Raw genomic sequence first — 13704 nt, forward strand, 5'->3', positions numbered from 1 at the left:
GGAGCCAAATAACGCGGCATAAAGCCTCTGACTTATCGATCAAATACCAATTCGGACGGCGTGTTAAGCCTTATCTTCCGGAAACTATGCTGCACCTGCGAAATGCTAACGCGCGTACAACTGGACACGATATGCCCGCCGAACCTCACAAAACGAGCAGAAAACCGAACCGGACCCACGACCGCCGCGACACCGACGCGGCTTCTTGGGCACTCGCGATACCGGCCCGAGAGCGCAACTCCTACGCGCCGGAGTCAGGCCTGTGGAAAGGTGGCGTTCAGAATCAAGACGGCACATTCCCTAACGCCGACGACACGCCCGGCCGGCAGCTGATGGCTTTGGAGGGTGTCGAAACGCGCCGTCGGCACCGCGCGGCGCGCTCCTGCAAAGGGGCGTTGCGATTGACAGTGCGCACCCGGGCGCCCTAAAATCAGGCAACATTGCGCAACGGTACTTGCGTGTGCAACTTAGTCTCAAAGTGCGCACTTTCGTGTAGTGTCAAAGATATAACACGCCAGAAAAGTGGGCATATGGATCATTCCGAGATTCTAAATTCTATGAATGTCGACGCCATCGAAAAGATGGGCGAGACGATCGCCGGCAAGGATTACTTTGAACGCAAGCCCGCCTGGATCGGCGGCAATATTTCAATCAACGACTCACGGTTTCTAGCCGGCCTGGTCCACGCCGTTCAACCCAGGAAGGTCGTCGAAATCGGCGTTGCGAGCGGATGGAGTTCGTCCATTCTTCTCAGAACGTTGAAAGGCATCGGGCACCCATTTCACCTTGTCGGCGTCGATCTGTTTCCTGAATACTATCTGGACAAGTCAAAAGCCACAGGCTCTGCGGTCAGCGAGATGGAGGGAGATGTCCGCGATTGCTATGAGCTTCTCACCAGCGGCATCGCTCTCGATCAGATGGATGGCATTGGTCGCGTCGACTTTGCCTTCATAGACGCCAACCATCTCCATCCCTGGACGACCTCCGATCTGATCGCGGTCCTGCCCCATCTGGCGCCGTTATCCTGGATTGCGATGCATGATCTGAATTTGTGCATGTTCGAGCGGCATGGACACAGAAACCGCGGCCCGTTCTATCTGTATAATTTCTGGCCAGATCGAAAGTTTCATTCCACGCAGAAGCCGCCCATGATTGGAGCGGTGCAGTTATCATTGGATTTTACTGCTTATGCAGACATTCTCTGCGAAACTCTGGCCACACCGTGGGAAACACCCATTGCCGATAATGTCATCGAAAGCCTGCTGGAGTTTGTCCAGCGGCATTTTGGCGATAAAACGTCGGAACGATTTGCTAAGGTGTGCCACGCTCAAATGAAGCAGATTGGGTGACCCACTCTTCGCTGCGTTTCTTTGAGAGATTTGAAAAATTCGACCATGACACGAATTCACATTCGAATTGCCGATTCCGGTTGGATCCTTGAGAAGTGTGCAAGGGAAATCGCCGGACGTTCATCGCAGGTAACCTACGGCCTGAGCGGCGATCCATTCTCTGATCTGCAATATTATATCAATTATTCGGGCTTCAAGGGGCGCATTTCACCTGTCGAAGTAGCTTTTTTTACGCATTCCGAGCCCATTCCCGTCGCCAGGGAGCGTTATTTCTCTGTCGCGCGGGACGTCGATCACCGCATATGCATGTCGGAGCGGTACGCGCAAGAGATGCGCGAGGAGGGCCTGAATGAGGTGAGCCTCATCTCGCCCGGCGTCGATCTGAGGCTGTTCAAGCCCGTGGTCCGAATTGGCGTCATCGGCAGGACCTACCATACCGGACGCAAGGGCGAAGCCTTGGTCGCCGAAGTTATGGATGTTCCGGGAATCGACTGGCAGTTCACTGGCGCCGGCTGGCCCAAACCCTCGGTTACCGTTGCGGACTCTGCCCTTCCCGATTTCTACAACAGCCTGGATTACGTGCTCATCCCCTCCCTCTATGAGGGCGGTCCCATGAGCATGCTGGAGGGGCTGGCCTGCGGCGTGCCGGTCATTGCTCCGGATGTTGGCTGGGTGGGCGAATTCCCGCATATCCCCTTCGAGCGGGGCAATGCGGCTTCGCTGCGCCAGGTTCTTCGCTCGCTAGTGGAGGAGCGTGCCGCGTTGCGCGAGAGCGTCAGCGGCCGCACCTGGGAAGCCTGGGCGGATGCGCACCTGTCGCTATTCGATCATCTGCTTTCGAAACAGCCGGCGCGGGCGGAGCGCCCGGTGCTGCCCAGATCGCGCGGGGCGACAGCGGCTATCCTATCCGCCAGCAGCGAGACCGTGAGCCGGGGCGGGCCGACGACCCGCATCGCGAATATCGTCGCGACCGCCGCCCAGCGCAACGAGACGATCGAAGTCAAGACCACGCTGGCCGAGGAGGACACCCACTCGACGGTGCATGTCTTCAACTCATGGCCGCTACACTACGCGTCCGGGCAACTCGCGCTGGCCAAGCGCATCGGTGCCCGGTCGGTCTATTCGCCGATCGCCCTGAACCTCTCCTACCTTCCCTATTTCGTCGGGGCCATACCCGCCGCGCTCCGACTTACCTCGGCCGGCACCACGTTGCGGCAGGGTATCGGAAATATCCACGCCCTGACCCCGCCCTACCTGGCCGGTGCGGGCGCACCGCCGGCGGAAGGCGTGAAGGGTCACTTCTCGGCCCTCAAACGAGGCGCCGAGCTGGCGGACCATGTGATCTTCCTCAGCTCCTACGAGGAAGGGTTCGTCCGGTCACTCGGCGCACAAATTCGTTCGTCGAGTGTCGTGCGAAACGGCGTGGACACCGCCGCAATGGTGGCCGGCGACGCGGCGAAATTCACCAATGCTTTTGGGCTGAGGGATTTCGTGCTCGTCGTGGGCCGCATCGAACCGCGCAAGAATCAGGCTCTGATCGCCCACGCCCTCAAGAATATCGACCGCCCCGTCGTACTCCTCGGACATGTCGGGGACGCCGACTATTTCGCTCTGCTCAAGAAGTGGGCCGGCCCCAACCTTGTCCATCTCGACCGGATCGAGGACCGGGCCATGCTGGCCGCTGCCTTCAAGGCGGCAGCCTGCCTCGTGCTGACGAGCTGGGCGGAAGGCGCCCCCTTGGCCGCCCTCGAGGCGGGGGCCGCCGGCACGCCACTGTTCCTGTCGAACATGTCGGGCGAGAGCGAGTATTTCGGCGATCTGGCGAAGTACTTTCATCCCTGTGACCTCGACGGCTTGACCGAAGCAGTGCGCAGGGAGCTTGCCGAACCCGAGACATCCACCCAGAGGCAACGGCGATCGCAGTTCGTCTGCGAGCATTTTGACATAGGTCAGCACGTCGACGGCACGCTTGCCGTCTATCGCAGCCTGATCGAAACCGAGGCAGGCCAGAAGGACGCCCGGCGTGCCCCGCCGGAGCCGAGGCTGTATCTGGAGAACAGTCATCTGTTCCATCAGCAGGCGCATGGTCGTCCTCTTACTGGAGTGACCGGGCTCGAGCTGAATACCTCGGATGCCCTGGTGCACATGAAGCCGGATTGCCGCTCGCTCATCTGGGTCGACCAGAACACCGGATACGTTGAGGAGAGCTTCGACTACGTCGAATCGGGCGGCCGCCGCGCAAGGCTAGCGACCTCGCCCGGCGACGGAGAGAGCCGCCGTTATGTGAAGCTGCTTGAGGTGCAGGTAACACTCCGCCCCCTCGGCGATCCCGCGCCTGGAGAGATCGCGATGCAGGCGGCATCGCCGCGGCGGCGCAGGCGCAGGGTGATCCCGCGTCGGATACGCCTGGCGTGGCGTGCTTTCCTTCACGGCGAAACCCTGCTTCCGAAGCAGGAAGTGACGTCCGCCAAAGGCGTGATCCAGCCTCACGCGCCGGAGGTGCTGAGCGTCATGCCCCGCTATGCATACTTCGATCTCGACCATCTGCCGGATCTGAACGCCGGAGACCGGGTGTTCGTCCTCGGTCAGCCCTGGATCTCGAACGAGGTGATGCTCTCCGATTTTTGCAATCTGGTCCGAAGCCACCAGGTCAAGCTCCGCGTTCACGTCCCGGACATCGTCTACGTAACGGACCCCGCCTCGTTCGACGCAGATACAAGGGACGCCTACCGTAGGAGGTTGACGACGCTTCTCTCGGTCGCTGATTCGGTCATCACGATCTCGCGCCAGTCGCAGACCGAGCTGAGGCGTTTTGCGGCCGATGCCGGGCTGAAGCTGCCGGTGACGTGCATGCCGCTCGGCGTCCGCAATGATCTTGTGAGCGCGGAACCGATCAAGCCGGACTGCACCCTGCCCGAGAACTTCGTTATCTTCGTCTCATCCATCAATCATCGGAAACGCCACGATTTCATCGTCGACGTCTGGAAGGAGTTCATCAGTTCCTCTTCCGACCCGCGCGTGCGCGACCTGCATCTCATCCTGGTCGGCGGCGTGCAGCGTGGCTTCGAGCATTACGATAGTCCGCGCATGGCGAGCGCCCTGGCCCAACACAATATCATCCAGCTGCGCGGCACGAGTTCCGAGCAACTCTCCTGGCTCTACCAGAACTGCCGGTTCACGCTCTACCCACCACGCTGCGAGGGTTGGGGCCTGCCACCGATCGAGTCCCTCCATTTCGGGAAGGTCTGCGTCGTGTCCGACACTGTGCCGGCGGCGCGGGAGACCGATTGTGCGGGCCTGATCAGGATCGCCCCGAACGACTATTACGCGTGGGTCGATGCGCTGAAGACGCTGGCGATGAATGACGGCCTGAGAACAGCGCTGGAGAAGAAGGCACGCGAATATGTCGCCCCCACATGGGATGATGCCGCGCTCGCGCTGCTGGACGCCTGACTGGCGCCCCGGAGTCAGCGCCTGTCGGCGTCGCCCGCCTCAGGCGGCGTCGGAATCCGCCGCCTCATAGGGCTCGCTCTCCACAACCGGAAACTCCAGCACCTGCAGCAGCCCGTGCGCCATGTTCTGCAGGACCAGCGCACCGCCGTTGCGGGTGACGATCTGCTGGGCGATGGCGAGGCCGAGCCCCGCCCCCGGCGTGGGCGCCCGGCGCGCCGGGTCGACCCGGAAGAACGGCTCGAAGACCCGCGGCAGCAATTCCTCGGGAATGCCCGGCCCGCAATCCTCGATCGTGACGCGCGCCCTGCCCGCCTCCGCGCTCACCCGCACGGTCGCCTTTCGGCCGTGCGTCGCCGCGTTGATGATGAGGTTGCGCAGGGCGCGGCGCAGCGCCTCCGGCCGGACGCGGATCGACACCGGCACCGCCGCCGCCAGATCGGCCGCGAATCCGATGTCTTGCAACTCCGTGACGGTGTCGGCGACCATCCCGTCGAGGCGGATCGTCTCGCCGGCCCCTCCCTCGACCTCCTCGCGCACGAGGCGGATGGCACTGTCGGCGATGCGGTCGAGTTCGTCGAGATCGTTGATGAAGTCGGCACGGTCGTCGTCGGAGAGGAATTCGGCGCGTAGCCGCATCCGCGTCATCGGCGTGCGCAGGTCGTGCCCGGCGGCGGCGACGAGCCGCATGCGGCTCTCCATTGCCTGCCCCAGGCGCAACGACAGCAGATTGATCGCCCGCGCCGCCGCGCGTACCTCCGTCGGCCCCCTTTCCGGCAGGGGCTTGAGTTCGCCGCAGGGGTCGATGGCGGCGGCGGTCCGGCGCAACAGCGCCAGCGGCTCGGTGAGGCGCCGCACGGCGAACACCATGACGAGCGTCGTCCCGAGGGCCACGAGGACGAGCCAGCCGACCAGAGCCCACGCGCCATCCTTCCCCGGCGGCATGATCGCCATGGGCACGATCAGCCAGCGGCCGTCGGAGAGCGGTGCCGATATGATCGGCCACGGCATGTCCGGCGGTTCGGTTATCGTCACGCGCTGGGTGCGGCCCCGACGCCTGAGCGCCTCGTTGATGCCGCGAAAGGCCTGATCAACGACCTGGCCGCCCGCGGGTTCCTTGGCGATCTTGCCATAGGGGTTGTCGACCAGCGCCTCATGGTTGCTCTCGGCGAGGTCGATCAGCATCTCGAGCTGAACCGCGGTGGCATCGTCGATCTTGCTGAAATCCGGCGGCGTGAGCATCAGGAACGACAGTCCGGTCGCAACCACCAGCACGCCAAGAACCGAACCGACCAGCAGCACGGTGAGCTTGGTGCGGATCGTGTTCACGGTGCCGTCGTCTCCGTGCCCGGTGTGAGCTCAACCCGCGCGGCCAACTGGTAGCCACCATTGCGCAGCGTCTTGATGATCTGGAAGCTGCCGGCATCGCCCAGCTTGCGGCGCAGCCGGCTGATCAGCACGTCTATGGAGCGATCGAACCCGACCGAGCCGCGCCCGTGCGTGATGTCGAGAAGCTGCTCGCGCGACAGCATGCGCCCGGGCCGCTCCAGCAGCGCCAGAAGCAGGTCGAACTCGGCGCCGGTGAGCACGATCTCGTTGCCCTCGCGGTCCCAGAGCTGGCGGCTCGCCGGATCGGCGACGAAACCGCAGAACTGCATGCGCAGCGTACGCGGCGCGGCGGCCGCGGCACGCGGCGACAAACGGCGCAGCACCGCGCGGATGCGCGCCACCAGTTCGCGCGGGTTGAACGGCTTGCCGAGATAGTCGTCGGCGCCGATCTCCAGCCCGATGATGCGGTCGACATCCTCCTTCAACGCCGTGAGCACGATGATCGGAACGCTGGAGCGCCCTCGGATCGCGCGGCATAGGTCGAGGCCGGAGACGTCCGGCAGCATGAGGTCCAGCACCACGAGGTCGATGCGCCCCTCGGTGAGCCGGCGCTCGGCCTCGCGGCCGGTCGCGGCGAGCGAGACACGGAAGCTCTGCTCAGCCAGATACCGCCCCAGAAGCTTGCGGATCTGCTGGTCGTCGTCGACCACAAGTATGTGCGGGCCACTGCCCGCCTCGCCATCGCGCATGTCGTTCATGTTGCTCATATAGCTACACACTTCCGGACGTGCTCGGGATTTTTGCGAACGAGCGTTGCTATTCCCTCCCGAGCAACGCTGCGCAACAAATATCCGCCTTTCGCGGTGCCGCGTGAAACAAACGGGAAACGCGGCACGTCTAGTCGTTCGTTGGCTGGCCGGGGCGGCACCCACGGAAAGAACCGAGTGACCGAATGGTGAAGGGCAGGCTGTTCAAGCCGCTGCTGTTTGTGGCTTTCTTTGTATTGCTGGCCGGAATCTATGCTGCCCGCAGCCAATGGGTAAAGGACCCGTCCTCCTCGCTGGTGACGGCGCCCGTCGTGCGCGGCGACGTGGAGGAAGCCGTACTGGCCAGCGGCACGCTCAAGCCGGCCAAGCTCGTCGCGGTCGGCGCGCAGGCGTCCGGCCGCATCACCCGCGTCGCCGTTTCGCTCGGCCAGAAAGTGACCGCCGGCGACCTGCTGGCCGAAATCGATTCCGTACCGCAGGAGAACGCGCTGCGCACGGCGCGCGCCGCGCTCGACAATGCACGCGCCCAACTCACGGAGAAGGAAGCCCTGCTTCACCGTGACGAACTGATCCTTGAGCGCCGCACCTCGATGGTATCGCAGAAGGTCGTGTCGCAGGCCGATTTCGAGGCGGCCGAGGCGGATGTGAAGGTGACCCGGGCGCAGATCGCCCAGCTCAAGGCCTCGATCATCGAGGCGGAGGTCGCTGTCGAGAATGCCCAGTCCAACCTCGGCTATACCCGCATCACCGCGCCCATCGACGGCACCGTGCTCGCCATCGTCAGCCAGGAAGGCCAGACGGTGAATGCCACTCAATCGGCGCCGACCATCGTCGTGCTCGGCCAGCTCGACACCATGACCGTGCGGGCGGAGATTTCGGAGGCCGACGTGGTGCGGACGGCACCGGGCCAGCGCGCCTATTTCACCATCGTCGGCGAGGGTACGCGGCGCTACGAGACCGAGCTCGCCTTCATCGAGCCGGCGCCGGAATCGATCAAGAGCGATGACAGCTTCTCATCCAGCACGGCGAGCAGCAGCACCTCCTCCAGTTCCTCCAGCAGCAGCAGCTCGGCCATCTACTACAACGGCATCCTCAACGTGCCGAACCCGGAGGGCCGGCTGCGCACCTACATGACCGCCGAGGTCCATATCGTCGTCGGCGCGGCGCAGGGCGTGTTGACCATTCCAGCCATGGCGCTGGGCGCGCGTGACGCTACCGGGCGCTACGAGGTCCGGGTGCTCAGCGCGGACGGCAGTCCGGAGACGCGGGTGGTCGAGATCGGACTCAACGACAAGACCGTGGCCGAGGTGCGCGCCGGCCTCGCGGAAGGCGAACGTGTGGTGACGGGCGACACGGCGAGCGTGGCGCCGGCGAGCTCCGGCATGCCCGGCCCTCCGCCGATGGGGCTCTGACGATGGATCGGCCGGTATCGACCGACACGCCCCTCATCGTCCTTGAGGGCGTGAGGCGGGACTACGCTTCCGGCGAGGGCACGGTGAGCGTGCTCAACGGCATCGACCTCACCATCCGGGCGGGCGAGATGGTCGCCATCGTCGGCGCCTCCGGCTCGGGCAAGTCGACGCTGATGAACATTCTCGGCTGCCTCGACCGGCCGAGCGCGGGCAGCTACCGCATCAACGGACGCGACACCGCGCGGCTTGCCGCCGACGATCTGGCGGCGCTCCGGCGCGAGCATTTCGGCTTCGTCTTCCAGCGCTACAACCTGCTGGCCGAACTGACCGCTCTCGGCAATGTCGAGATGCCGGCGATCTATGCCGGCCGCCCGGCGCAGGAGCGGCAGGCCCGCGCCGCGGCCCTGCTTGGACGGCTCGGCATGGCCGGGCGGCTCGGCCACCGGCCGGGTCAGCTCTCCGGCGGCCAGCAGCAGCGCGTGTCGATCGCCCGGGCGCTGATGAACGACGCCGACGTGGTCCTTGCCGACGAGCCGACCGGCGCGCTCGACCGGCAGAGCGGCGAGGAAGTGCTCAGGATCCTCGACGAACTGCACGCCGAGGGTCGGACGGTGATCATCGTCACCCACGACATGAACATCGCCGCCCGCGCCGGACGCATCATCGAGATCGAGGACGGGCACATCATCGCCGACCGCCGCACCGCGCCCGATGTGACCGAGCCGGGCGGGCTGGACATGGCGGCGGAGCCAGGCACGGCGGAGGCCGCACCTGGCCGCAAGCCGTCCTGGCGCAGCGCCCTCGACCAGTTCGGCGAGGCGTTCCACATGGCGCTACGCTCGATGAACGCGCACCGCCTGCGCACCGGCCTCACCATGCTGGGCATCGTCATCGGCATCGCCTCGGTGGTCTGCGTGGTGGCGCTGGGCGAAGGCTCGCGCCAGAAGGTGCTCGCCAATATCAGCGGGCTCGGCACCAACACGATCGAGATATTCGCCGGCAAGGACTTCGGCGACACGCGTTCGGGGCGGATCACCACGCTGGTGGTGGCCGACGTCGACCAGCTCGCCCGGCAGCCCTATGTCGCCGCCGCGACCCCGACCGTCTCCACGCAGAGCACGGTGCGCTTCGGCGCCAAGGAGGCGAACGCGCTGGTGAATGGCGTCAGCGAGCAGTACTTCGCCGCCAAGGGCACCAAACTCGCCGCCGGCCGGTTCTTTGATGCCGACGCCGTCGCCTCCCGCGCACTCGACGTCGTCATCGACGAGAACACCCGAAAGGCGCTGTTCGCCGAGGCGGGTGCCGATCCGCTCGGCACGGTGATCTTCGTCGGCACGGTGCCCGCCCGCATCATCGGCGTCACGCAGACGCAGCAGGGCGGGTTTGGGTCGAGCCAGAACCTCTCGCTCTACATGCCGTACACGGCGGTGCAGACGCGCATCCTCGGCTCGACCTCGCTGCGCTCCATCACCCTGAAGATCCGCGACGAGGTCGACAGCGCCTATGCCGAGCAGGCGGTGACGCGCTTTCTCACCCAGCGCCACGGAACGAAGGACTTCTTCATCATCAACACGGACGACATACGCCGCACCATCACCAGCACCACCCAGACCCTGACGGTGCTGATCGCCGCCATCGCCGTCATCTCGCTGGTCGTCGGCGGCATCGGGGTGATGAACATCATGCTGGTCTCGGTGTCCGAGCGCGTCGGCGAGATCGGCGTGCGGATGGCGGTCGGCGCCCGCCAGAACAACATCTTGCAGCAGTTTCTCACCGAGGCGGTGATGGTGTGCCTCATCGGCGGGGCGGCCGGCATCGCCCTTGCGCTGGCCTTCGGCGTGGGGTTCAGCCTGCTCGGCTCGAACTTCTCGCTCGTCTACTCGACCGGCTCGATCCTGCTCGCCTTCGCCTGTTCGAGCCTCATCGGCGTCGCCTTCGGCTACCTGCCGGCGCGCAACGCTTCGCGCCTCGATCCGGTCGCAGCTTTGACCAATTCTCGTCAGTAATATTCAGCAATATAAATGTAAATCTCGGAAACAGTTTCACCATACTATGAGCAAATTGCGCATCGATTGTACAGACAACAAATTGTTATCGTGAAAAAGCGCACCAATGCTCAATATCATACGGCGACTATGGCACTGGCTGACAGACCCGTACGTCTATACATGCCCGCATTGCGGAAACGAAGAGATGTGCGACGAGTGTCTGGAGTATTGGGCAATAAAATAGCCGCCATGGCGCGCGGCGCACGCCCCTCGCCCGAGCGCGTTCCCCGCGCATGACGGAAGCGCATCGCGCCGAAGCGGGACGGCCTCACTCCGCCGGCGTGTGCACCAGCCCCGGAGCGACCTCGGTATGAGCGGTGTGGTGGATGCGGCCGATCAGCGAATAGACCACCGGCACCACGAACAGCGTCAGCAGCGTCCCCAGCGTCATGCCGCCGACCACGACCCAGCCGATCTGCGAGCGGCTCTCCGCGCCCGCGCCCTGGGCGAGCGCCAGCGGCAGGGCGCCGAGCACCATCGCGCCGGTGGTCATGAGGATGGGCCGCAGGCGCAGCACCGCCGCCTCGATCACCGCGGCCCGCCGGTCGTATCCGGCTTCCTGCTGCTGGTTGGCGAACTCGACGATGAGGATGCCGTGCTTGGTGATCAGACCGACCAGCGTCACGAGGCCGATCTGCGAATAGACGTTGAGCGAGCCGCCGGTGAAATACAGTGCCGCCAGCGCACCGGTCATCGACAGCGGCACAGTGAGCATGATGATCACCGGATCGCGGAAGCTCTCGAACTGCGCCGACAGCACCAGATAGATGAAGCCGAGCGCCAGCAGGAACACCACGACGAGGCTTTGGCCGGCGGCGCGGAACTCGCGGCTCTGGCCGGCGACGTCGGTCTGCACCGTTTGCGGCAGCACCTCATGCGCGGTCCGGTCGAGGAAGGCGAGAGCCTCGCCCTGCGAGAAGCCGGGCGCCAGATTGGCGGAGATGGTGGCTGCGCGAAGCTGGTTGAAGCGCTTCAGCTCCTGCGGCGCAACGCTCTCGCGCACCGTGACGAGGTTCGAGAGTTGCACCATCTCTCCGCTCACCGAGCGCAGATAGATCGTGTCGAGCGTCGCCGGGGAGGAACGGTCGCGGGCGTCGAGCTGGACGTAGACGTCATATTGCTCGCCCGCCACCTCGAAGCGCGTCACCTGCCGGCCGCCCAGCAGGCTTTCCAGCGTGCGCCCGAGCACGGCGACATCGATGCCGAGATCGGCCGCCTTGGCGCGGTCGATCGCCACGGAAATCTCCGGCTTGTTCAGCTTCAGGTCGCTGTCGACGCTGACGAGGCCGGGATAGTCCTTGATGCGGTCCAGGAAGCGGTCGACATATTCGTCGAGCTGCTCATAGGTGCCCGATGTCTGGATGACGAACTCGATCGGCCGCGAATTATTCGAGGCGCCAAGCGAAGCCGGATTGCTCGCATAGGCGTTGATGCCGGCGATGCGCCGCAATTCCGGCGAGACCTTCTCGACGATCTCCTGCTGGCGGCGGTCGCGCTCGTTCCAGTCCTTGAGACGCCCGATGACGAGGAAGCGGTGCACCTCGGGGAAGCCGTTGATGATGAGCACGCTCTCCATCTCCGGCTCCTTCTCGAGCACGGCTTCGACCTGGTTGGTGTAGCGGGAGGTGTACGCCAGGGTCGACCCCTCCGGGCCGCTGCCACGCACGCGCACCACGCCCCGATCCTCCACCGGCGACAGTTCGGACGGAAGCGCCATGACGAAGTAGATGCTGCTGGCGGCAACAGCGAGCGCCATGGCGAGCAGGACCGGGCGGACCCGCAGCGCCCCGTCGAGAAGGCGCCGGTAGCCGCTCTCCAGCGCGCGCAGGCGGCCCTCGATGAAGGTCGAGACCCGGCCCGGCTTGCTCTCGTGCTTGAGCAGGCGCGAGCACATCATCGGCGTCAGCGTGAGCGCGACGAAGCCCGAGATGATGACGGCGCCGGCCAGCGTCAGCGCGAATTCGAGAAACAGCCGCCCGGTGCGGCCGGAGGCGAAGGCGACGGGCGCATAGACCGCCGCCAGCGTCATCGTCATGGCGACGACGGCAAAGCCGATCTCGCGCGCGCCCTTGATGGCGGCGGGGATCGGCTTCATGCCGTGCTCGATGTGGCGGAAGATGTTCTCCAGCACCACGATGGCGTCGTCGACGACGAGGCCGATGGCGAGCACGAAAGCGAGCAAGGTCAGCGTGTTCACGCTGAAGCCCAGCGCGTACATGATGCCGAAGGTGGTGATCAGCGAGATCGGGATGGTGACGATTGGGATGATCGAGGCGCGAAGGGAGCGCAGGAACACCACGATCACCAGCACGACAAGGGCGACGGCCTCGAAGATGGTGTGGAACACCGCCTCGATCGAACGGTCGATGAACACGGCGTTGTCGTTGCCGATGGTGGCGCTCATGCCTTCCGGCAGGCTCTCATTCACCGCCGGCAGCACGGCACGCGCGCCGGCCGAGACGTCGAGCGGATTGGCCACGGCCTGCTTGATCAGGCCCACAATGATCGCTGCCCCGCCATTGAAGCGGCTCGCCCGTCGCTCGTCGGCGGCGCCCAGTTCGACGCGCGCGACGTCGCTCATGTGCACCTGCGCGCCGCCGGTGCGCTTGACGACGATGTCGTTGAACTGGTCGACGGTGGTCAGCCCGGTGCGCGACAGCACGGTGAACTCGCGGTCCACACTCTCGATGCGACCGGAGGGAATCTCGACGTTCTGCGCGTTGAGCGCGTCCTCGATGTCCTGCACCGTGAGGCTGTAGGCGGCGAGCCGCTCGCGGTCGACCCAGATGCGCATCGCATAGCGCCGCTCGCCGTAGATCTGCACGTCGGAGACGCCGCTCACATTCTTGAAGCGGTCGACGACATAGCGGTCGATGTAGTCGGAAAGCTCCAGTGCCGACATCCGGTCCGAGCGGAAGACGATGAACAGTACCGGCTGGGCGTCGGCCTCGACCTTGGAGATGACCGGCTCGTCGATCTCGTCCGGCAGGCGCTGGCGCACGCGGCTCACCCGGTCGCGCACGTCGCTGGCGGCGACATCGGGGTCGATCTCCAGCCGGAAGCGGACGGTGATGCGGCTGGATTCCGAGCGGCTGGTCGATTCCAGCACGTCGATGCCCTCGATGCCGGCGATGGAGCCTTCCAGCACCTGCGTGACCTGGCTCTCGACGATGCTGGCCGACGCGCCGGAATAGGTGGTGACCACCGAGACGACGGGTTCGTCGATATTCGGGTATTCGCGCACGGTCAGCCGGCTGTACGACACGATGCCGACCAGCACGAGCAGGAGGCTGAGCACCGTCGCGAAGACGGGACGGCGGATGCAGAATTCGGAAAGACCCATGGCCGC

7 protein-coding genes are annotated in these 13704 nt (G+C 64.9%); 4 read left to right on the plus strand and 3 right to left on the minus strand.

The annotated features are described in order from the left end of the window. Positions 1–530: 530 nt before the first annotated feature. Together AC1PZ7_RS20150 and AC1PZ7_RS20155 are read left to right on the plus strand one after the other, a co-directional pair. Positions 531–1349, plus strand: coding sequence for a class I SAM-dependent methyltransferase (locus AC1PZ7_RS20150; protein WP_482356962.1), 819 nt, complete (start codon positions 531–533; stop codon positions 1347–1349). A gap of 45 nt (positions 1350–1394) precedes the next feature. Continuing rightward, positions 1395–4802: a glycosyltransferase family 4 protein gene (locus AC1PZ7_RS20155; protein ID WP_482356963.1), complete on the plus strand. Its 3408-nt coding sequence runs from the start codon at positions 1395–1397 to the stop codon at positions 4800–4802. Between the two features lie 39 nt (positions 4803–4841). On the opposite strand, the gene AC1PZ7_RS20160 is transcribed toward AC1PZ7_RS20155, so the two are convergent. Then, the gene (locus AC1PZ7_RS20160; RefSeq protein WP_482356964.1) at positions 4842–6128 is read right to left on the minus strand and encodes an ATP-binding protein; all 1287 of its coding nucleotides are present in this window, start codon (positions 6126–6128) and stop codon (positions 4842–4844) included. Beyond that, positions 6125–6895 carry a response regulator transcription factor gene (locus tag AC1PZ7_RS20165; RefSeq protein ID WP_482356965.1) on the minus strand — a complete coding sequence of 257 codons (771 nt, stop codon included), beginning with the start codon at positions 6893–6895 and terminating at the stop codon, positions 6125–6127. Before AC1PZ7_RS20165 ends, AC1PZ7_RS20160 begins: the two co-directional genes overlap by 4 nt. Positions 6896–7080: 185 nt before the next feature. On the opposite strand from AC1PZ7_RS20165, the gene AC1PZ7_RS20170 reads away from it, so the two are divergent. After that, positions 7081–8307 (plus strand): efflux RND transporter periplasmic adaptor subunit, encoded by a 1227-nt coding sequence (locus tag AC1PZ7_RS20170; RefSeq protein ID WP_482356966.1) that lies wholly within the window; start codon positions 7081–7083, stop codon positions 8305–8307. A gap of 2 nt (positions 8308–8309) precedes the next feature. Further along, entirely contained in the window at positions 8310–10313 is a 2004-nt protein-coding gene (locus AC1PZ7_RS20175) for a MacB family efflux pump subunit (protein WP_482356967.1), read from the plus strand. Between the two features lie 310 nt (positions 10314–10623). Here AC1PZ7_RS20175 and AC1PZ7_RS20180 read toward each other — a convergent pair whose 3' ends face one another. Next, positions 10624–13698, minus strand: coding sequence for an efflux RND transporter permease subunit (locus tag AC1PZ7_RS20180; RefSeq protein WP_482356968.1), 3075 nt, complete (start codon positions 13696–13698; stop codon positions 10624–10626). Positions 13699–13704 lie beyond the last annotated feature (6 nt).

The organism is Ancylobacter sp. TW_SC_1, from assembly GCF_056836805.1.